The following is a 20996-nucleotide window of genomic DNA, read 5'->3' as shown; positions in this document are numbered from 1 at the left end:
TGACTGTGGTAAAGGGTAAACCTTCCAGCAAGGGGAAGGTCAAGAAATTATTTATCAGCGAAATGAAAAGTCGGCAGAGATTAAAAAATTGGCGCAATTTGCATCAGAATTAGACATTTATCTCTTTGTTTTCCTTTATCTAAAGTACGGATGCTAAGTTAAATCAGGATGCCTGAAAATTGGCATCGGGGTGAGGAAATACCTCCCGCATCTATAAAAAGGAGTTAACAAAAGATGTTAGATGCAAACAAACTACAACGGGCAGTGGATCAGGCGTACACCCAATTTCACTCACTTAGCGGCGGACAAAACGCCGATTACATCCCCTTTCTGGCGAATGTACCCAACCAACTGGCGAGCGTCGCCATCGTCACCTGCGATGGCAATATCTATAGTGCCGGTGACAGTGATTACCGCTTTGCGCTGGAATCCATCTCTAAAGTCTGTACTTTAGCCCTCGCGTTAGAAGATGTCGGCCCACAGGCAGTACAGGATAAAATTGGCGCAGATCCCACCGGACTTCCCTTTAACTCGGTCATTGCGTTAGAACTTCATGGTGGCAAACCGTTATCACCGCTGGTTAATGCGGGGGCTATTGCCGCCGTCAGTCTGATTAAAGCCGGGAATGCAGAACAACGCTGGCAGCGGATTTTACATATTCAACAACAGCTCGCAGGAGAGCAGGTAGCGCTCTCTGACGAAGTCAACCAGTCGGAACAAACGACCAACTTCCATAACCGAGCCATTGCCTGGCTGTTGTACTCCGCCGGGTATCTCTATTGCGATGCGATGGAAGCCTGTGATGTCTACACTCGCCAATGTTCCACGCTCATCAATACCGTTGAACTGGCGACGCTTGGCGCGACGCTGGCGGCGGGCGGTGTTAATCCGTTAAGTCAAAAACGCATTCTGCAGGCCGACAACGTGCCGTATATTCTGGCCGAAATGATGATGGAAAGACTGTATGGTCGCTCCGGTGACTGGGCGTATCGCGTTGGTTTGCCCGGAAAAAGCGGCGTTGGCGGCGGCATTCTGGCGGTAGTACCTGGCGTGATGGGGATTGCCGCGTTCTCCCCGCCGCTGGATGAGGACGGCAACAGTGTTCGGGGTCAGAAAATGGTGGCATCTGTCGCTAACCAACTCGGCTATAACGTGTTTAAGGGCTGATCATGATGAACGCGGAAGGTGATAACGGTAACAAACCTCTCGGGCTATGGAACGTCGTTTCCATTGGCATCGGGGCAATGGTGGGGGCTGGGATCTTTGCCCTGCTGGGGCAGGCGGCGTTGTTAATGGAAGCCTCAACCTGGGTCGCCTTTGCCTTTGGCGGCATAGTGGCGATGTTTTCCGGTTATGCCTATGCACGGCTTGGAGCGAGTTATCCCAGCAATGGCGGGATTATTGACTTCTTTCGCCGGGGGTTAGGTAACGGCGTCTTTTCGCTGGCATTATCCTTGCTTTACCTGATGACGCTGGCGGTGAGTATTGCTATGGTTGCCCGCGCATTTGGGGCTTATGCCGTGCAGTTTCTGCATGAAGGCAGCCAGGATGAGCATCTTATTTTGCTGTACGCGCTGGCGATCATTGCACTGATGACGCTATTCAACTCCTTAAGCAACCACGCGGTAGGCCGACTGGAAGTTATCCTCGTTGGCATCAAAATGATGATCCTGTTGTTGTTGATCATTGCGGGCGTCTGGTCGCTGCAACCTTCGCATATTTCTGTCTCCGCGCCACCCACTTCCGGCGCGTTCTTCTCCTGCATCGGGATTACCTTCCTTGCCTACGCGGGCTTTGGCATGATGGCGAACGCGGCGGATAAAGTGAAAGATCCGGCAGTTATAATGCCACGGGCGTTTCTGGTGGCGATTGGCGTGACTACGCTGCTTTACATCGCACTAGCGCTGGTACTGCTTAGTGATGTTTCGGCGTTAGAGTTAGAAAAATATGCCGATACCGCGGTAGCGCAAGCTGCTTCTCCACTGCTCGGGCATGTAGGGTATGTGATTGTGGTTATCGGCGCTTTACTGGCGACGGCTTCAGCCATTAACGCCAACCTGTTTGCTGTGTTCAATATCATGGATAACATGGGCAGCGAGCGTGAACTGCCGACGTTAATGAATAAATCCCTGTGGCGACAGAGCACCTGGGGCAACATCATCGTGGTGGTGTTGATCATGCTGATGACGGCAGCGTTGAATTTAGGCTCACTGGCCAGCGTCGCTAGTGCCACCTTTTTGATCTGCTATCTGGCGGTGTTTGTGGTCGCTATCCGTCTGCGTCATGATATCCACGCTTCGTTGCCAATCCTTGTCGTCGGCACGCTGGTTATGTTGTTGGTGATCATCGGTTTTATTTACAGCCTGTGGTCCCAGGGCAGCAGTGCGCTGATGTGGATTATAGGCGCACTATTACTAAGCCTTATTGTGGCAATGGTAATGAAACGGAATAAAACGGTATAAACTTTCTTGTGCGCAGTGCTTTCTGTACTGCGTTTTTATTTTTATCCTTAATTCAATCCCCTTGCTTATGCCTTTAATAAATAATTCACGCAAAAAGATATATAGACGATAAAACTGTGATTTCTATCACTTCCTGACATGGATTATTCTTAACAGGGATGATGGTAATCTAAAAGTCGTAGTGTATTCATTAATAAATGACGTATAAGCTTTTCAACTGCATTTCTTTTAATGGGGGAAGTAAAAACAAAAGAGATGCACAAGTTATTACCCTTCTTAAATAAAATGATGCTGGTTATAAAGATCAGTTAAAATAATGACCTGGAAGGAAGTGACTTATCTATGGCGCGATTACAATTAAAAAACCGTAAAAATAAAGGTCTGATATTTTTAATCAGTTTTATTGTGATGGGAGGAGACGCGCTTGCTGCACCGTTACCACAATGGGCCAATGCCCCTGCGGTTACCCCGGTTGCCAGTTTATCGTTACAGGAAAGCATATTGCGCGCCTTTGCGCGAAACCCCGACGTCACCCAACAGGCAGCACAGATAGGGATTGGCGAGGCGAAAATCGATGAAGCCAAAAGTGCCTGGTATCCGCACGTCGGTTTAACCGGAAATGCGGGGCCTTCCCGGCAAACGGACTCTAGCGGCAGACTGGATAATAACGTTTCTTATGGCATAACCCTGACGCAGCTGGTGTATGACTTTGGTAAAACCAGTAACGATATCAAACTGCAAACTGCCGCTCGTGACAGCTACCGCTTTAAATTGATGGCAACCCTAACCGATGTCGCAGAAAAAACGGCGACTGTTTATATGGAAGTCAGCCGTTATCAGGCTTTATGCGACGCTGCGCAACGTAACATTCACTCTCTGGAAAACGTCTACAACATGGCCGCACTCCGCGCCAACGCTGGGCTTAATTCATCATCTGATGAGTTGCAGGCGCAAACGCGTATAGCCGGAGGCAATAGCTTCGCCGCCAGCCGCATTAGCTGAACAGCCAGTGTCACTAAAAAAAATCGACTATCAGTCCATCCCTCTGGTACTGGCTGCTGAAAACTTACGCCAGTCTGCCCAGTACGGCGTGGAGAAAACCAAAGCGCAATACTGGCCTACGCTCAGTATTCAGGGCGGCAAAACGCGCAACCAGACCAGCGACCGCTCGTACTGGGACGACCAGTTGCAACTGAATGTCAACGCGCCGCTGTACCAGGGCGGCGCGGTTTCAGCCCTGGTGCAACAGGCCGAAGGGCAACAAAAATCTCTGCCTCACAGGTCGAACAGGCAAAACTTGACGTGCTTCAACGAGCGTCGGTGGCTTATGCCAACTGGACTGGCGCACGAGGGCGAGAAGAGGCTGGGTTAGCGCAATCTGAAAGTGCGCACAGAACGCGAGATGTCTACCAGAATGAATATAAATTGGGTAAACGCAGCCTGAATGATCTATTAACCGTCGAGCAAGATGTCTTTCAGGCGCAATCGGCTGAAATAAATGCCAATTATGATGGCTGGGTCGCCGCAGTGAATTATGCCGCTGCGGTTAATAACCTTATTCCATTAGCGGGAATTAAACAGGGCTTATACAACGACTTACCCGACTTGAAATAATCCTGCCATTATTAATATCAGGTATGCATCGTTGTGGAGTGATTACCTTTGTCTTATTTAGATAAATGGACTCGCTAAGGATGTGCGCCATTTATCAGGAATGCCATTATGAGCCTGATTATTGATGTTATTCCGCGAAAAACATCCGTCAAACAAACGCTGATTAATCCTGGCGACGTTACGGTTGTCATTTATGAGCCCTCTGTTGTGCAGGTTCATGCTCAGGCATCTGCCGTTGCGCGTTATGTTCGTGACGGAAATGACTTGTTGATCTATATGCAGGACGGCACGGTGATCCGCTGCAACGGCTATTTCCTGCAAGCGGCAAATACCAGCGAACAATCCGAACTGGTGTTTGCCGATGGTCAACAGCTGACCCATGTCACCTTTGCCGATACCGCGGCGGGCGGATTAGCGCCCGTGTAGCTGACCGCTCAGACTACCGCAATTGAAAGCATTGCGCCGTACCTTGATATCGTCGGCCAGACGACGGCTTTCCCGTGGGGATGGTTGGCGGGGGCGGCGGTAGGTGGCGGCGCGCTTGGCGCTTTACTGGCAAGCGGTGGCGGTGATGATTCGAAAACCGAAGTGGTTAACAATCCACCGCCTGCCGAACCTGGCAACGCCACGCCATCGTTTTTGGTAACCGATAATCAGGGCGATCAACGCGGTTTTCTTTCCGCCAACGATATCACCGATGACACTACGCCAACCTTTAGCGGCAGCGGGCAGGCGGGGGCGACCATCCAGATTAAAGACAGCAATGGTGACACCATCGCCAGTACCCAGGTCGGTAGCGATGGACGCTGGAGCGTCGATTTGCCCACCCAAAGCGCGGGCGAACATACCTGGTCAGTGGTGCAAATCGTCGGCAGCACCATCACCAACGCCAGGTCGATAACATTAACCATCGACAATAGTCAGGCCGCCGTACAGGTCGCCACCACCGCAGGCGATAACATCATTAACGCCAGCGAACAGGCCGCCGGGTTTACGCTCTCTGGCACCTGTAGCCATCTGGCACAGGGAACAGAACTCACCGTCACTCTTAACGGCAAAACCTACACCACCACCGTGCAGACGGGCGGTAGCTGGAGCTACACTCTCGGCAGCGCCGATGTCACCGCGCTGGCGGACGGCAACGCCTACGTGATTAACGCCTCGGTGAGCAACGCCATTGGCAACACCGGCAGCAGCAATCACACCATTACCGTCGATCTCAGCGCCCCGGCGATGGGGATTAATATTGATTCCCTGCAAGCCGACACTGGCCTTAGCGCCAGCGACTTTATCACCAGCGTCAGCCCGGTGGTGGTCAACGGCTCGCTGACAGCTGCGCTTGCCAGTAACGAGACGGCACAAATCAGCATCGACGGCGGGGCAACCTGGACCACGCTCACTGTTACCGGAACGACCTGGCGCTATAACGACAGCCGCACGCTGACTGATGGTAACTATCTCTATCAGGTGCGGGTGATTGATGCGGCGGGCAACGTCGGCGCGACTGACAGCCAGAACGTGGTGATCGACACCATCGCGCCAGATCCGGCAGTAAAAACCATCGCCATTAGCGCGATAACTACCGATACAGGTCTGATTACTAACGATTTTGTCACCAGCGACACGACGCTTACCGTGCGCGGGACGCTTGGCGCAGCGCTTGCCGCCGATGAACGGGCGCAAATCAGCCTCGATGGCGGTGTTACCTGGTCCACGTTAACCGTTATCGGCACGACCTGGAGCTATGCCGATGGTCGCACGCTGACCGACGGCACCTGGAACTACACGGTGCGGGTAGTGGATCTGGCGGGGAACGTCGGGCAGACCGCGACGCAAAACGTGGTGGTCGATACCACTAGCCCGGAAGCGGCGAAAAGCATCACCATTACCGGCATCAGCGATGACACCGGAGCCAGCAGCAGCGACTTTATTACCAGCGATACCACGCTCACGCTGACCGGTTCGCTGGGGGCGGGGCTTGCCAGCGGCGAAGTGGCGCAGATTAGCCTTGATGGCGGCGCGACCTGGACCACGCTCACCACCAACGGCACGCAGTGGACTTATACCGACAGCCGCACGCTGACCGATGGCAGCTACATTTATCAGGTGCGGGTACTGGACCTGGCGGGAAATACCGGCCCGGTAGTATCGAAAACGGTGGTGGTCGATACGATTAACCCGACCGCCACGCCAGGTATTGTGTCGTATACCGATGATGTCGGGCAGCGGCAGGGGACGTTAAGCAGTTCGCAGGCCACTGACGACACCACGCCGTTACTGAACGGCGTACTCTCCGGCCCACTGGCCAGCGGTGAAGTGGTTTACCTCTACCGTAACGGCCTGCTGTTAGGCGCGGTGACCATGGTCGGCACGCTGAACTGGACCTACAGCGACAGCGGTCTGGTCAGCGGTGCCTATACCTACAGTGCGCGGGTAGTGGATTTGGCAGGGAATATCACCTCCTCCAGTGATTTTGTTCTGACGGTGGATACGTCTATTCCAACCACGCTGGCACAAATCACCAATCAAACCACGCGCGATACCACGCCAATTATCAGCGGCGTAATCACCGCGGCACTCGCCAGTGGGCAGTATGTCGAAGTGGTCATCAACGGCAAAACCTATACCTCTCAGCCGGGCGGTGCGGTGGTGGTCGATCCGGCGCACAACACCTGGTATGTGCAGTTGCCAGATACCGATGTGCTGGCAGCGTCCGCAACCGCTTATAACGTCACCGCGCAGGTGAAAAGCTCGGCGGGCAACGGCAACACCGCTAACGTCAGCAACGGCACGGTGACGGTTAACGCGGCGATCGATTACACGCCAGCCTGGACGACCGCCAATAAAACAACGGCCTGGGGGCTGACCTACGGCCTCGACAGCCACGGGATGTGGACGGTGCTGGCCAACCAGCAAATTATGCAATCAACCGACCCGCTCACCTGGTCGAAAACCGCCCTGACGCTGGTGCAAAGCGGTAACAACTACGCCACCAGTTCCATTGCCGATTACGATCGTAACGGCACGGGCGATCTGTTTATCACTCGCGATGACTACGGCACGGGGTATATCAACGGCTTTACCAATAACGGCGATGGCACCTTCTCCAGTGCCATTCAGGTTAACGTCGGCACGCTGACGTGGTTCGGTTCGATTGTGGCGTTCGATAAAGAAGGCGACGGCTATCTTGATTTCTGGATTGGCGACGCCGGGGGGCCGGACTCCAATACCTTCCTGTGGAACAACGCAGGCACGCTGGTAGGCAACTCCACCACCGCCAACAACGGCGGGAGCGCCACGGTCGGCGGGGTGGTGAACGGCTATCTTTCGCTCAACGAAGGTTCCGGCGTCGATCTTAACAATGACGGCAGGATTGACCTGGTTCAGCACACTTTCAACCTGAATAACTTCTACACACTTTCGTCGCTTATCAGCCAGGGCAACGGCACGTTTGTCTGGGGGCAGAACACCATCAATACCTTCCTCAGTACAGCGGGTGGCGGCGGCAACTCGACGTCTGTCTCCATGACCTGGGCGGATTTCGATGGTGACGGCGATATGGACCTCTTCCTGCCTGCCAGTCAGGGAAGAGCTAACTACGGTTCCCTGTTATTCAATACCAACGGCGTATTGGGTAATCCGGTGGCCGTGGGGGCAACGGCAACCACCTATGCCAGCCAGTTCAGCGTGGCGGTGGACTGGAACCACGACGGCCTGATGGATATCGCCCGTATCGCCCAGACCGGACAGTCCTACCTTTACACCAACGTTGGCGGTGCCAGCAACTGGACGCAGGCGGCACTCGGCGGCAGCCAGAGCGGCACCACCAGCGGCGTGGCGGCAATGGACTACGACTGGGACGGCGCGGTGGATGTACTGGTGACGAAGCAGTCGGGCAGCGTGTTCCTGATTCGCAACACCAACACGGTGAGCTACGGCACTTCGCTGCACCTGCGTATTACCGATCCTAACGGTATTAACGTCTATTACGGCAATACCGTAAAACTGTACAACTCGGCAGGTGTGCTGGTCGCCACGCAAATCATCAACCCGCAGTCGGGGATGGGCGTTAACGACACCTCGGCGCTGGTTAATTTCTACGGGCTGAATGCCGGAGAAACCTATAACGCGGTGCTGATCAAATCCACCGGTGCCACCGCCAGCAATATTGACCAGACGGTGAATACCACCTGGGGCGGCTTACAGGCCACCGATGCCACTCACGCTTACGATCTCAGCGCCGAAGCAGGCACGGCGAGCAACAACGGCAAGTTTGTCGGTACTGGCTATAACGATACCTTCTTTGCCACCGCAGGCACCGATATTTACGACGGCTCCGGCGGCTGGGTGTACAGCTCCGGCACCGGAACGTGGCTGGCGAACGGCGGGATGGATGTGGTTGATTTCCGGCTTTCGACGGTGGGCGTGACCGCGAACTTAAGCAGCACCGCCGCGCAGGCGACCGGTTTTAATACCTCGACATTTACCAATATCGAGGGGATTTCCGGCTCTAACTTTAACGACACTCTGACCGGCAGCACAGGTGATAACCAACTGGAAGGGCGCGGCGGCAACGACACCATCAACATCGGCAACGGGGGGCACGACACCTTGCTCTATAAACTGCTCAACGCCAGCGACGCCACTGGTGGTAACGGTTCGGACCTGGTGAATGGCTTTACGGTAGGCACCTGGGAAGGCACCGCTGACACCGATCGCATTGATATTCGCGAACTGTTACAGGGCAGCGGCTACACCGGAAACGGTAAAGCCAGCTACGTCAACGGCGTGGCGACGCTGGATGCCCAGGCGGGGAACATCGGTGATTTTGTCAAAGTGACCCAGAGCGGCAGCGACACCATTGTGCAGATCGACCGCGACGGCACAGGCGGCAATTTTGCGACAGCTAACGTGGTCACGCTGACGGGCGTGCATACCGACCTCGCCACCTTACTGGCGAATCATCAGTTGATGGTGGTGTAGATAATGAAAAAAAATGCCCAGTCCGTGGAAGCCTGGCTGGAGGCGATGATCGCCGTGGCGCGTTATTATCGCCTCGATTTTTCTCAGGAGAATGTGCGCGCAACCGTCAACTGGGAGCGTGACAGCAAGCGGGAAGAGTTACTTACCGATATGGCGCGGCAGTTGGGGATGGGGCTGCGGCTGGTGGAGTTCTCCGCCGATTCGCTTAACCCCTGGCGGCTGCCGCTGATTGCGGTTTTTGATAATCAGCAGATTGGCGTGATCACTCGCCGCGACAACCACGACAATATCAGCGTTCAGTTCAGCGGTGACGAAGGGCTGGAAACCACGCTTAACGTCGCGGATGTTGAAGATAACATCGTCGAACTGGCGCTGCTGCGACCGCTCAGTGCTATCCCTGACGCGCGGGTAGATGACTATATTCGCCCGTATCAGATGAACTGGTTCTGGAATCTCTCGCTGAAAGACTGGCGGCGCTATGGCGACATTATGCTGGCCTCTCTGGTGGCGAACGTGCTGGCGCTGGCGGCGATGATTTTCTCGATGCAGGTTTACGACCGCGTCGTTCCGGCGCAGTCGTACCCGACGCTATGGGTGCTGTTCGCCGGGGTGATGATGGCGATCCTGTTTGAGTTCTGTATGCGCATGGTGCGCACGCACCTCTCGGATATGATTGGCAAGCGGGCGGATTTACGGATTTCGGATCGCGTTTTTGGTCATGCGTTACGGCTGAAAAATAACGTGCGATCGAAATCCACCGGATCGTTTATCTCGCAGATCCGCGAACTGGAGTCGGTGCGTGAACTGATCACCTCTACCACCATTGGCGCGGTGGCGGATCTGCCGTTCTTCCTGCTGTTTGTCTTTATTCTGTGGATGATTGGCGGCTGGCTGGTGCTGGTTGTCCTGTTGGCGCTGCCGTTGCTGGTGATCCCCGGCCCGCTGGCGCGGCTGGCGAACGAAGGGATGCGCGAGTCGGCGGTACGCAACGCGACGCTTGTGGAAGCCGTGCAGTCGATTGAAGACATTAAACTGCTGCGCGCCGAACAGCGTTTCCAGAATCAGTGGAATCACACCAACGATGTGGCCTCTTCCATCAGCATGAAGCAACGTTTTCTCACCGGGCTGCTGCTCACCTGGAACCAGGAAGTACAATCCATCGTCTACGTGGTGGTGCTGTTGGTGGGCTGTTTTATGGTGATGAACGGCGACATGACCACCGGCGCGCTGGTCGGGACGACGATCCTGGCTTCGCACACCATTGCGCCGCTGTCGCAGATTTCCGGCGTGCTCTCGCGCTGGCAGCAGGCGAAAGTGACGCGTAACGGCCTTGATGAACTGATGAAGCGCCCGGTGGATCAGCCGGAGCACGGCAAACTGGTGCATAAAGCGGTGCTGCACGGTAATTATCAGTTCAGCAACGCGGTGTTTTATTACGACGAAGAAGAGAAGATTGCCGATGTGGCGATCGGCAAACTCAACATTCAGGCAGGTGAGAAAATCGCCATTCTTGGGCGCAACGGCGCGGGCAAATCGACGCTGCTGCAAATGCTCGCCGGAATGCGCATCGCCCAGCAGGGGCAGGTGCTGCTGGATAACATCAGCATCGGGCAGCTTGATCCGGCGGATCTGCGCCGCGACATGGGGTTACTCAGCCAGACCGGGTGGCTATTCTTCGGCTCGCTACGGGAAAATCTCACCATGGGGATGCCGGAGGCTAGCGATGAAGATATCGAACGCGCCTTAACCCTCAGCGGGGCGCTGCCTTTTGTCCAGAAGCAGAAAAACGGCCTCAACTACATGATTCAGGAAGGGGGATTTGGCCTTTCCGGTGGTCAGCGGCAAACGCTGCTGCTGGCGCGGCTACTCATCTCTCAACCCAATATTGTTCTGCTCGACGAACCCAGCGCCTCGCTGGATGAAATGGCGGAAGCGTACTTAATCGAACAACTGAAACAGTGGATTGGTCATCGTACGCTGGTCATCGCCACTCACCGCACGGCGATGCTGCAGCTGGTGGACAGGATAATCGTGATGGATCAGGGGCGGATTGTGATGGACGGCGCGAAAGAGACTATTTTGCGTGAACAGGGCGAACCCACGGCACGACGCGTGGTGTTGCAGGAGAAGAATAAGGGGTCTGCCGCATGAACGGACAACTGCAATATAACCGTGGCCTGACTGAACCCCGCCTGCCGCGTTCGGCGCTGGCGGTACGTGTGACCGTCGTCATGCTGCTCTGTTTTCTCGGCTGGGCGTGGTACTTCCAGCTTGATGAAGTCACCACTGGCAGCGGCACGGTAGAACCTTCCGGGCGTGAGCAGGTGGTGCAGTCGCTGGAAGGCGGGATTTTGTATCATCTCGACGTGAAGGTTGGCGATATTGTCGAACAGGGCCAGCCGCTGGCGCAGTTAAACCGCACCAAAACCGAATCTGACGTCCAGGAAGCGATGTCGCGCCTGTACGCGGCGCTGGCAACCTCGGCGCGGCTGCGGGCGGAAGTGAGCAATAAACCGCTGGTCTTCCCTGACGAACTGAATAAATTCCCCGAACTTATCGAGTCGGAAACGGCGTTATATAACACTCGCCGCGACGGGCTGAACAAAGCCACTACCGGGCTGACGCAGGGGATTAGTCTGGTCAATCGCGAACTGGCGATGACCCAGCCACTGGTGAAACAAGGGGCGGCGAGCAGTGTGGAAGTACTGCGTTTGCAACGCCAGGCCAATGAACTGGAAAACAAACTTAACGACGTGCGCACACAATATTTCGTTCAGGCGCGGGAAGAGCTAGCAAAAGCTAATGCGGAAGTGGAAACCCAGCGTTCGGTGATCCGTGGGCGAGAAGACTCCCTCACCAGGCTTAACTTTACCGCGCCGGTGCGTGGCATTGTCCAGGACATTGACGTCACCACGGTTGGCGGCGTCATCGCCCCTGGTGGTAAACTGATGACCATCGTGCCGCTGGACGAACAACTGTTGATTGAGGCAAAAATCTCCCCGCGCGATGTGGCGTTTATCCATCCAGGGCAAAAATCGCTGGTAAAAATAACCGCCTACGATTACTCCATCTACGGTGGCTTACCAGGAGAAGTTGCGGTGATCTCACCGGACACTATTCAGGATGAAGTGCGGCGCGATGTTTATTACTATCGGGTGTACATTCGCACCTTTAGCAACCATCTGGAAAATAAACATAAACAGCAGTTTCCGATATTCCCAGGTATGGTGGCGACGGTCGATATCCGCACTGGCAAAAAAAGCGTGCTGGATTATCTGTTGAAACCTTTTAACAAAGCACAGGAGGCGTTGCGCGAACGATGAACATTAGCGATGTAGCAAAAATTACCGGCCTGACCAGCAAAGCCATCCGCTTCTATGAAGAGAAGGGGCTGGTGACGCCGCCGATGCGCAGCGAAAACGGTTATCGTACCTACACGCAGCAGCATCTCAACGAACTGACCTTACTGCGTCAGGCGCGCCAGGTGGGCTTTAACCTGGAGGAGAGTGGCGAACTGGTTAATCTGTTTAACGACCCGCAGCGTCACAGTGCCGACGTGAAACGGCGCACGCTGGAGAAGGTGGCGGAGATCGAGCGACATATCGAAGAACTGCAATCCATGCGCGACCAATTGCTGGCGCTGGCGAATGCCTGCCCAGGTGATGACAGCGCAGACTGCCCGATTATCGAAAATCTCTCCGGCTGCTGTCATCATCGGGCGGGGTGATTAGGGCTTGCGGAAATAGTCGTCCATTATTTTCGTCAGCTCCGGACGTTCGCCGTCATCGTTAATGGCAAAATCCAGAAAAAAAGCATCTGCTTGCGGCGTTCGGTTTTGCGCCATCAACCGGAAGGCGAGGGGGCGATAAATGGCGTATGCCGGATGGCTGATAATGAATCGGGCAAAGTCAACAAAAAGCGGCGAGCGTGTGTAAAATAGCGCCTGCAAAATAACATCAGCCTTTTCATCATGTGCCAGTCCTTGCTGGATAAGGCGCTTAATTTGGGTTTCGCTTAAATTCCCGGCCTCAACAATTTGCCAGACTTGATCCAGTGAAGGGTAACGACTGACACTCTGCTTCAACTCTTCTGGCCAGGTTTCGGATGGGGTGACGTGCTTATCAGGGCCGAAACTCTCCCACGCGCTGGGCGGTAATGTTTTCCACGCTGTGAGTTTTGGTATGCGGTATTGCAGCTCTGTTTTGTGCAGAAATTCCCCGCCCGGAAATACCAGTGTTTGCTGCTCATCATTAAAACGGGCTGCCGTGCTGATCACCAGTGTTTTCAGTGGACGCCCTTCCAGCGCGGCGGCAGTGGCTTTATGGTGTCCGTCGAGCAGAACGCAGAGGAACGAGTCAGCGAGATACCAGGCCAGAGCGCGGGCGTCCGGCTTATCGCGATAAAACGTCGCACGATCAGGATTAAAATGTGATGGAGGCTGACCGGGAAGAAGAAAACAGGGGGCGGTGTCACTGAAATAGCAATATTCAGGATCCCAGACGGCAACGGTTGCCGGATTACTGGGGCTATGGTCCGTTGCCGCCCAAAAGAAATGTCCATTGCCATCCGTCGGGTAAAGCTCACGATCTTCCAGCAGATAATAGCCATCGGCCAGGCATGAGAACAGCGGTGTCAGCGCGGCAAAAGCATCCGTCATGCCAGACCATGGGCGATTCCAGTTTTCGAGGGCAGACAAAAAACGGGCGGCTCCCTGTTCATCATCCGCAAAACCACTGTAGACAAATTCTGCGCAGGTGGGGCAGCCTGCCTCGGACCAGAAACGTATCAATGGGACATCCTGCCAGCAGAGCGAACGGATAAGACCGTAAGGGTGCGGATCGTAAACTACACACTGACGCAGAAATCCTTTCCCGGACTTCACCGAAAAAATGACGCCCGCAGAGGTATTTTTCAACAGGCGTACTTCAGGTTTTCGAAAGGGGAAAAGCATGGCCACTCCTTAGCCGAAAATTCAGATCCCTGAACTGTGCCAGAAAATTACGCAGGTGACTATTGCTCTGTAAATGGAAATGGTGCTTTTACCCGTTAATCCCCGTTTGCACAGAAAGAATATGCTGCAAACTTTCTACCATAATGCGCCCTGACTGAAATAAGCCCTCCTGGATTTCGTTGTTAACATTTACAGCGTGAATCAGGGAGGCTAATAATACTACTTGCAAGAAGGCAAAAATAAACGCACCGATGATCAGAATATGCGTCAGGGATATTTTCTTTTCATCCTTCATTTTAAATAGCCTACAAACTGGCCTTCTTTCATTAATGCTACTTTTCCTGTGTGGTGATAAACAATCACGTTATACAGACCAGACTGATAAACGGTGGCATCGGCGTTATCTTCATCTATCGCACATAATGAATCATTGAGATACGCAAAGTTTTTACTGCTCATTCTAAAGGTCATGCCATATCCTTTATAAATGGCTTTCTTTGCCGCCTGGGCGTGTTGTGCGGCTTCTGCATTTTTAAATGCCTGCGCCTCGGATGCACTTAAAATAGCCGCCTGACGCTGCTGTTCGGCGAGATAACAGGTGTCATGGCTGACACCCTGCGCCTGGCAATCTGCGATGCGGGAAGTGGGAGAGCTACAGCCAGCCAGTAATATAACAGCCAGCAGGGAAAACGATTTAATGGAGCTATTCATCATTGTTAACCTTAAATAGAGTATGAAAATAATTAAGGAGTGAAAACAGGCAAACGTCCTTGCTCTAATTTATTTAATGGTTATTATTGATATTTATAAAATATCCAGCGAGATCTTAAAACGAATATCCCACACCGACACCCGCACCGAAATCAGATTGCGTATCCGCAGAAACGCCTGCTTTAATTACCGTGTGGACCCCGGCATTAAAAGACGTGCCGACAGATACCGCCGATTCACCATTAAACGTTCCCGCTCCCGCAGACACCATCATTAAATCACCGGTTTTCACCTGCGGCTGTGAAGCAATGGCAATAGCTGACGCGATCCCTGCATTGGCATCTTTACGGTTGTCTTCAACTTCGTTTTTCAGTGAGCTGAAATGGTTATTGAGCGTATTAATTTGCTGGCTGTTATCCGCTACTCGTTTTTGCGTGTTGCTTAACTGCTGATGCGTATCGGTGGAATCTTGCACCAGGTTTTGAATTTGTTCACCGTAATGAACGCTATCTATCTGTTGTTGTGCCGCCAGCTTACTTACCGCAGTGTTGGTTTTTGTTATATCGCCATGAATTTCTTCCAGATCTTTTGTGTGGTTCTCGGTAGCAACACTTTGAGATACCGTCGTCATGGTAGAAGAAAGAGCGTCAATTTTTTGCCCTTGCTCCGCAGAAGCTCGCGTGCTGGCTTCATTTTCCGCAGCCAGTTTAGCGTTGACCATTCCCTGATAACGGGCGGCGGTATGAACGTCACCGGTAGCTGCAACTGTTTTTTGTGTGGCTTCGATTTGTTGCTGCTGTGCGTTATCTGCAGCCTCCTGACGGGCGTTAACCATGCTTTGATAACGTGCTGCGGTCTGAACGTCACCGGTTGCTGCGACCGTTTTTTGTGTGGCTTCGATTTGCTTTTGCTGTTCGGTAATCTGCGTTTGTTGGGCTTCGGCTTGTTGCTGCTGTGCGTTATCCGCAGCCTCCTGACGGGCGTTTACCATGCTTTGATAACGTGCTGCGTTCTGAACATCACCGGTAGCAGCAACCGTTTTTTGTGTGTCGGTAATTTGCTCTTGTTGAGCTCTGAGAATGTTATTCTGTTCGGTAATGTTGTTGGTATTTTTATGAATAGCCGCTTTGTTGGCGTCAATATCGTTTTGCGCTGACGTAATGGCTTGGTGTGCTTCATCGGCGGTCGTCACTGCTTTGTTCGCGGTGGTTTGCGCATTCTGGATGGCGGTATCTTGTGCCGCATCGCGGTCTGTCTGGGTCTGTTCTGTCGCTGCCGCCTCAATGGTGTCCCCCGCAAAGGCCGATGGACATACAGCAGTAGCAACAACGACAGCCAGTAAAGACATCTTTACAGTTTTCATTCATTTTTTCTCAATCAAAGTAAGTCACATTTTTGTTTCTTATAGCAACACTAATTGTTGTTATAAGAAATGTTATGTGTTTCGCATTGATCGGAATCTACGCTGGCATTTGTGTGATGTAAAGCGCGTTTTTATACTGTGTAAGCGTAAACACCGACTAATAGAAACTAAAAATGTTTCTTTTAGAAATAAAATGGAAAAGCATTTTGTGCTATTTCTCTGTAAGAAACTATAAAGACTTGTTTTGATAAGCGAAATAAATGATGTTTCTGGGTTAAACGTGAAGCGGTTCCTGATGTGTGCTAGAATGCGTTTCTTTGATAAATCTCAAATTTTAAGAGGTTTACGCCAGGCAGGAAAATTAAATGAATGAATTTGAGAAGATTTTTAATGAAATGAATCTGGACAGGGCGCTGCTACCCATCCTTTTTCGTTCGAACCGGTCAACAGTGTGGAAATATTTAAGTGGCGATAGTACGGCTCCTGCCTCTGCCATGTCGCTGATTATGCTGTTGCAGTTAATCCAGAAACGTAATCCTGATTTGTTAGCCGAATGGTTAACGCTTTCTGATTTCACCATTCCACCAGAAGTTTACCTGGACCAGCCTGATTACTGGAAAGGGTGGGTGTATACCCAACACAAGGTCAATAAAAACGTCCTGGAATATCTAAAAAAACATTATCCGGATGAAGACCAGAAAAGTATGGGTAAAACCACAGAAGAGTAAATTGCCATTACCCGCTCACATGCCGGATGCGGCGTGAACGCCTTATCCGGCCTACGTTCGTGCGCAGACTGGCTAGTTTTGTAGGCCTGATAAGACGCGCCAGCGTCGCATCAGGCATTCGCGCATAACCGCCGGATGCGGCGTAAACGCCTTATCCGGCCTACGTTCAGGCACAGACTTCCAGGCCTGATAAGTCGCATCAGGCGATGACAGCACGGATGATCAGTGTAATCCCTTCAATCGCAATCACCTCAACATGCGTACCTGCGCCGAGATCCTCGCTGGCGCTGACCGGCCATGAACTGTCACCGACGCGCATATGACCTCGCCCGTTGACCAGTGGCGATTCCAGCACAAATCGTCTGCCGATCAATTGTTGACCGCGCTGGTTAAGATGGTTGTCGCTGTGCTTTTGTTCGCGCACGCCTCGTGCCAGCCATTTCCACCACAGCCAGGCGGCGAGCAGCGTCAGAATGGCAAACATCACCCCTTGCCATTCCCAACCCAGCGGTAGCAACCAGACCACCAGACCAGTAATCACCGCCGCGACACCGCTCCATAACAGATAACCATTGCCGCCCAGCATTTCGGCAGCCAGCAATAAACCGCCGAGACTCAGCCAAAAAATATGCGGATGGATAGCTATCATCTCGATCATGATTTATTTCGCTCGTTGGCGCTGTCTTTCACCAGTTCGGCAATCCCGGCAATCGACCCCATCAGGCTGCTGGCGTCTAATGGCATCATCACCACTTTGCTGTTACTGGACGAACCAATCTGCTGCAACGCTTCGGTGTATTTCTGCGCCACGAAGTAGTTCACCGCCTGAATATCACCAGAGGCAATGGCTTCAGACACCATTTGGGTCGCGCGGGCTTCCGCTTCGGCAGAACGTTCACGCGCTTCAGCCTGTAAAAACGCCGATTGACGTTCACCCTCCGCTTTCAGGATTTGCGACTGTTTTTCACCTTCGGCTTTGAGGATTTCCGCCTGACGTATCCCTTCTGCTTCAAGAATGTAAGCGCGTTTGGTACGTTCCGCTTTCATCTGCGCGTTCATTGAAGAGATAAGTTCTGCGGGCGGGCGTACATCACGGATTTCGATACGGGTGACTTTTATCCCCCACGGATTAGTGGCTTCATCGACAATATGCAGCAGACGCGAGTTAATGCTGTCGCGCTGAGAGAGCATTTCGTCAAGTTCCATTGAACCCAGAACGGTACGGATGTTGGTCATGGTCAGGTTGATGATTGCCAGTTCCAGATTGCTGACTTCATAAGCCGCGCGCGGGGCATCGATCACCTGAATAAAACAGACTGCGTCGATGGTCACGTTGGCGTTATCTTTCGAGATAACTTCCTGGGATGGGATGTCGAGCACTTGCTCCATCATATTGATCTTACGACCAATGCGATCCATAAACGGCACCACCAGACTTAGCCCCGGCTGTAACGTTTTGGTATAGCGACCAAAACGTTCTACCGTCCACTGATAGCCCTGCGGTACGATTTTGACGCCCGCGCCAACAACCACCAGCGCGACAAAAATGAGAATCGGGATAAAAATTAGCATCGGGAAAACCTCCTGTTGTACCGTCCATAAAGAGCAAAATTGCTGCTTGATTAAACAAATTATACCTGATTACTGAAAGAGAGTTCCCCCTTATTCTTGCGGAGGATAAACTGTTTTTAGTAAAAATCAGAAAAGGGATGGGCAATGCAGGAAAATAGTCTTTTGCTCCAACTGCAAAATGTTGGATATCAGGTGGGCGATACGAAGATTCTAAATAACATCAATTTTTCGCTGCGTGCTGGCGAATTTAAGTTAATTACCGGCCCTTCCGGCTGCGGCAAAAGTACGCTACTAAAAATTGTTGCTTCATTAATCAGCCCGACCAGCGGAACGTTACTATTTGCAGGCGAAGATATATTCACACTGAAGCCAGAAGAGTATCGCCAGCAAGTCTCCTACTGTGCTCAGACACCTGTGTTGTTTGGCGACACGGTATACGATAACCTGATCTTTCCCTGGCAGATCCGTAACCAGCAGCCTGACCCGGCCATTTTCCTCGATTTTCTCGAACGTTTCTCCTTGCCGGACACCATCCTGACAAAAAACATCGCCGAGCTTTCTGGTGGTGAAAAACAACGCATCTCGTTGATTCGCAACCTGCAATTTATGCCGAAGGTTTTATTGCTCGACGAAATCACCAGTGCGTTGGACGAAAGCAACAAACGTAACGTTAATGAGATTATCCATCGCTATGTACACGAAAAAAATATTGCCGTGCTGTGGGTGACACACGACAAAGACGAGATTAATCATGCGGATAAGGTGATTACGCTGCAACCGCATGCCGGAGAAATGCAGGAAGCACGCTATGAACACGCATAATATTACCAACGAATCATTAGCCCTGGCATTAATGCTGGTGGTGGTGGCAATTTTAATTAGCCATAAAGAAAAGCTGGCGCTGGAGAAAGATATTCTCTGGAGCGTAGGACGGGCGATAATCCAACTGATTATTGTCGGCTATGTGCTGAAATATATTTTCAGCGTTGATGATGCCAGTTTGACATTATTGATGGTGTTATTTATTTGCTTTAATGCGGCATGGAATGCGCAAAAACGCAGTAAATATATTACTAAAGCCTTTGTTTCGTCGTTTATTGCCATTACGGTGGGGGCGGGAATTACTCTGGCGGTATTGATTCTCTCAGGGTCGATTGAGTTTATCCCGATGCAGGTGATCCCTATCGCCGGGATGATTGCCGGTAACGCTATGGTGGCGGTAGGGCTGTGTTATAACAATCTCGGCCAGCGGTTTATCAGCGAACAGCAGCAAATCCAGGAAAAATTGAGTCTTGGTGCGACGCCGAAACAGGCGTCAGCGATATTAATACGCGACAGTATTCGCGCGGCATTAATTCCGACGGTGGATTCGGCAAAAACGGTTGGTTTGGTGAGTTTGCCGGGAATGATGTCCGGGTTGATATTTGCCGGGATTGATCCGGTAAAGGCGATTAAATATCAGATTATGGTGACCTTTATGCTGCTATCAACTGCCAGCCTGTCGACTATTATCGCCTGCTATTTAACCTATCGTAAGTTTTACAATTCGCGCCACCAGTTGGTGGTGACGCAATTGAAAAAGAAATAATGCGATGCCCGCACAGTCTGTGCGCGAACGTAGGCCGGATAAGGCGTTTACGCCGCATCCGGCGGTTATGCACGAATGCCCGATGCGACGCTGGCGCGTTTTATCAAGCCTGGAAACTATGCAGCATCGCATCTCAACGCAATATCAATACAACAACGCATACAGCTGACGGCGATATTTCGACGCCAGCGCATCACCCGTGCCCAGCGCAGCGAGGATCTCCTGGAACGTTTTACGCGTCTGACCGTCTGCGGCGGTGAGATCTTTACGCAGATGCCCGAACAGCAACTCCAGCGCCTCTTCATTGCGCCCCACCTGATGCAGTTGCAGCGCCAGTTGCGTTGCCAGCGCGGCATCTTCTGGATTCTCCGCCACCTGCTGTTGCAGCTGCTGAATTTCCGGCGTATCTGCCGCCTGCTTCAGTAGTTCAATTTGCGCCACAAGCCCCTGGTAGCGGGTGTCCTGATCCTGCAACGGAATGGTTTTCAGCACCGCTTCTGCATCCTCAGAACGGTTCAGCGCAATCAGCGTTTCTGCCAGTAGCAGGCCGATTTCTCCGTTCTGATTCGACAACTGCCAGGCATCTTTCAGCAATGGCAGGGCGTCGGTGTAATTGCCTTCCTGCATCAGTTGCATCGCCTGCTGCGCTTTTAACTCTTCTTCGCGTGGCAGCACTTTATCCAGCAGGGCGCGGATCGCTTCTTCCGGTTGTGGCCCCTGGAAGCCGTCTACCGGCTGACCGTTCTGGAACAGATACACGGTCGGAATCGCGCGCAGGCCAAACTGGGCGGCAATCACCTGCTCTGCGTCGCAGTCCAGCTTCGCCAGAATAAACTGCCCGTTGTACTGCGTTGCCAGGCTTTCCAGGATCGGCGTTAACTGCAAACAGTGCTGGCTACGTTCAGACCAAAAATAGAACAGCACCGGTGTGGTCATCGACTGTTCAAGAACCTGTTGCAGGTTAGATTCGTTAATGTTGACAATATTTTCTATGGACATGGAGTCGCTCTCTGTTGTCGATATT

General features: G+C 52.5%; 16 protein-coding genes and 2 pseudogenes. 11 read left to right on the top strand and 7 right to left on the bottom strand.

Annotated features, from left to right (window positions below):
- The first annotated feature begins 234 nt into the window (after positions 1 to 234).
- From glsA to cueR, 8 genes and pseudogenes are all read left to right on the top strand, one after another.
- On the top strand, positions 235 to 1167 hold the full coding sequence (gene glsA / locus A9180_RS12470; RefSeq protein ID WP_064529063.1) for a glutaminase A: 933 nt from the start codon (positions 235 to 237) through the stop codon (positions 1165 to 1167).
- A 2-nt stretch (positions 1168 to 1169) separates the two neighbouring features.
- On the top strand, positions 1170 to 2462 hold the full coding sequence (locus A9180_RS12465; RefSeq protein ID WP_064529062.1) for an APC family permease: 1293 nt from the start codon (positions 1170 to 1172) through the stop codon (positions 2460 to 2462).
- Between the two features lie 342 nt (positions 2463 to 2804).
- A pseudogene (locus tag A9180_RS23950) lies at positions 2805 to 4076 on the top strand (TolC family protein).
- 108 nt (positions 4077 to 4184) lie between these two features.
- Positions 4185 to 4502 carry a BapA prefix-like domain-containing protein gene (locus tag A9180_RS23070; RefSeq protein WP_074399551.1) on the top strand — a complete coding sequence of 106 codons (318 nt, stop codon included), beginning with the start codon at positions 4185 to 4187 and terminating at the stop codon, positions 4500 to 4502.
- Between the two features lie 51 nt (positions 4503 to 4553).
- Positions 4554 to 9059, top strand: a pseudogene (locus tag A9180_RS23065) (beta strand repeat-containing protein); the annotation flags it as partial.
- A gap of 3 nt (positions 9060 to 9062) precedes the next feature.
- Positions 9063 to 11210, top strand: a complete 2148-nt coding sequence (locus tag A9180_RS12445; protein ID WP_064529061.1) for a type I secretion system permease/ATPase — start codon at positions 9063 to 9065, stop codon at positions 11208 to 11210.
- Positions 11207 to 12382, top strand: a complete 1176-nt coding sequence (locus A9180_RS12440) for an HlyD family type I secretion periplasmic adaptor subunit (protein WP_064529060.1) — start codon at positions 11207 to 11209, stop codon at positions 12380 to 12382. The genes A9180_RS12445 and A9180_RS12440 overlap by 4 nt, the downstream gene beginning before the upstream one ends.
- Positions 12379 to 12786 carry a Cu(I)-responsive transcriptional regulator gene (gene cueR / locus A9180_RS12435; protein ID WP_001026747.1) on the top strand — a complete coding sequence of 136 codons (408 nt, stop codon included), beginning with the start codon at positions 12379 to 12381 and terminating at the stop codon, positions 12784 to 12786. Before A9180_RS12440 ends, cueR begins: the two co-directional genes overlap by 4 nt.
- On the opposite strand, the gene A9180_RS23945 is transcribed toward cueR, so the two are convergent.
- From A9180_RS23945 to A9180_RS12415, 4 genes are all read right to left on the bottom strand, one after another.
- On the bottom strand, positions 12787 to 14010 hold the full coding sequence (locus tag A9180_RS23945; RefSeq protein WP_064529059.1) for a hypothetical protein: 1224 nt from the start codon (positions 14008 to 14010) through the stop codon (positions 12787 to 12789).
- A gap of 88 nt (positions 14011 to 14098) precedes the next feature.
- Positions 14099 to 14305 carry a hypothetical protein gene (locus tag A9180_RS12425; protein WP_064529058.1) on the bottom strand — a complete coding sequence of 69 codons (207 nt, stop codon included), beginning with the start codon at positions 14303 to 14305 and terminating at the stop codon, positions 14099 to 14101.
- Positions 14302 to 14724, bottom strand: coding sequence for a hypothetical protein (locus A9180_RS12420; RefSeq protein WP_064529057.1), 423 nt, complete (start codon positions 14722 to 14724; stop codon positions 14302 to 14304). The genes A9180_RS12425 and A9180_RS12420 overlap by 4 nt, the downstream gene beginning before the upstream one ends.
- 112 nt (positions 14725 to 14836) lie before the next feature.
- On the bottom strand, positions 14837 to 16084 hold the full coding sequence (locus A9180_RS12415) for a YadA-like family protein (protein WP_064529056.1): 1248 nt from the start codon (positions 16082 to 16084) through the stop codon (positions 14837 to 14839).
- A gap of 365 nt (positions 16085 to 16449) precedes the next feature.
- Between A9180_RS12415 and A9180_RS12410 the strand changes: the two genes are divergently transcribed.
- Positions 16450 to 16812: a hypothetical protein gene (locus tag A9180_RS12410; RefSeq protein WP_001001645.1), complete on the top strand. Its 363-nt coding sequence runs from the start codon at positions 16450 to 16452 to the stop codon at positions 16810 to 16812.
- 199 nt (positions 16813 to 17011) lie between these two features.
- Here the strand turns inward: A9180_RS12410 and A9180_RS12405 are convergent, their stop codons facing one another.
- Both A9180_RS12405 and A9180_RS12400 read right to left on the bottom strand, forming a co-directional pair.
- A complete protein-coding gene (locus A9180_RS12405) occupies positions 17012 to 17470 on the bottom strand; it encodes an NfeD family protein (protein ID WP_064529055.1) in 459 nt (152 codons plus the stop codon).
- The gene (locus A9180_RS12400; RefSeq protein WP_064529054.1) at positions 17467 to 18384 is read right to left on the bottom strand and encodes an SPFH domain-containing protein; all 918 of its coding nucleotides are present in this window, start codon (positions 18382 to 18384) and stop codon (positions 17467 to 17469) included. Before A9180_RS12400 ends, A9180_RS12405 begins: the two co-directional genes overlap by 4 nt.
- A gap of 144 nt (positions 18385 to 18528) precedes the next feature.
- On the opposite strand from A9180_RS12400, the gene fetA reads away from it, so the two are divergent.
- Positions 18529 to 19206, top strand: coding sequence for an iron efflux ABC transporter ATP-binding subunit FetA (fetA, locus tag A9180_RS12395; protein WP_064529053.1), 678 nt, complete (start codon positions 18529 to 18531; stop codon positions 19204 to 19206).
- Complete coding sequence (gene fetB / locus A9180_RS12390; protein WP_064529052.1) at positions 19193 to 19972, top strand: iron efflux ABC transporter permease subunit FetB; 780 nt, start codon at positions 19193 to 19195, stop codon at positions 19970 to 19972. The genes fetA and fetB overlap by 14 nt, the downstream gene beginning before the upstream one ends.
- Positions 19973 to 20116: 144 nt before the next feature.
- Here the strand turns inward: fetB and cnoX are convergent, their stop codons facing one another.
- Positions 20117 to 20971, bottom strand: a complete 855-nt coding sequence (gene cnoX, locus A9180_RS12385) for a chaperedoxin (RefSeq protein WP_064529051.1) — start codon at positions 20969 to 20971, stop codon at positions 20117 to 20119.
- Between the last annotated feature and the right edge of the window lie 25 nt (positions 20972 to 20996).

Origin of the sequence: Escherichia sp. B1147, assembly GCF_001660175.1 — a bacterium.
Classification (GTDB): Bacteria; Pseudomonadota; Gammaproteobacteria; order Enterobacterales; family Enterobacteriaceae; genus Escherichia; species Escherichia whittamii.
The sequence above is the reverse complement of the archived record's forward strand: the minus strand, read 5'-3'. Positions and strand labels throughout refer to the sequence as shown.

Coding starts and splice junctions, on each gene's coding strand:
- glsA (WP_064529063.1), top strand. CDS start 235: ATGTTAGATGCAAACAAACTACAACGGGCAGTGGATCAGGCGTACACC.
- A9180_RS12465 (WP_064529062.1), top strand. CDS start 1,170: ATGATGAACGCGGAAGGTGATAACGGTAACAAACCTCTCGGGCTATGG.
- A9180_RS23070 (WP_074399551.1), top strand. CDS start 4,185: ATGAGCCTGATTATTGATGTTATTCCGCGAAAAACATCCGTCAAACAA.
- A9180_RS12445 (WP_064529061.1), top strand. CDS start 9,063: ATGAAAAAAAATGCCCAGTCCGTGGAAGCCTGGCTGGAGGCGATGATC.
- A9180_RS12440 (WP_064529060.1), top strand. CDS start 11,207: ATGAACGGACAACTGCAATATAACCGTGGCCTGACTGAACCCCGCCTG.
- cueR (WP_001026747.1), top strand. CDS start 12,379: ATGAACATTAGCGATGTAGCAAAAATTACCGGCCTGACCAGCAAAGCC.
- A9180_RS23945 (WP_064529059.1), bottom strand. CDS start 14,010: ATGCTTTTCCCCTTTCGAAAACCTGAAGTACGCCTGTTGAAAAATACC.
- A9180_RS12425 (WP_064529058.1), bottom strand. CDS start 14,305: ATGAAGGATGAAAAGAAAATATCCCTGACGCATATTCTGATCATCGGT.
- A9180_RS12420 (WP_064529057.1), bottom strand. CDS start 14,724: ATGATGAATAGCTCCATTAAATCGTTTTCCCTGCTGGCTGTTATATTA.
- A9180_RS12415 (WP_064529056.1), bottom strand. CDS start 16,084: ATGAAAACTGTAAAGATGTCTTTACTGGCTGTCGTTGTTGCTACTGCT.
- A9180_RS12410 (WP_001001645.1), top strand. CDS start 16,450: ATGAATGAATTTGAGAAGATTTTTAATGAAATGAATCTGGACAGGGCG.
- A9180_RS12405 (WP_064529055.1), bottom strand. CDS start 17,470: ATGATCGAGATGATAGCTATCCATCCGCATATTTTTTGGCTGAGTCTC.
- A9180_RS12400 (WP_064529054.1), bottom strand. CDS start 18,384: ATGCTAATTTTTATCCCGATTCTCATTTTTGTCGCGCTGGTGGTTGTT.
- fetA (WP_064529053.1), top strand. CDS start 18,529: ATGCAGGAAAATAGTCTTTTGCTCCAACTGCAAAATGTTGGATATCAG.
- fetB (WP_064529052.1), top strand. CDS start 19,193: ATGAACACGCATAATATTACCAACGAATCATTAGCCCTGGCATTAATG.
- cnoX (WP_064529051.1), bottom strand. CDS start 20,971: ATGTCCATAGAAAATATTGTCAACATTAACGAATCTAACCTGCAACAG.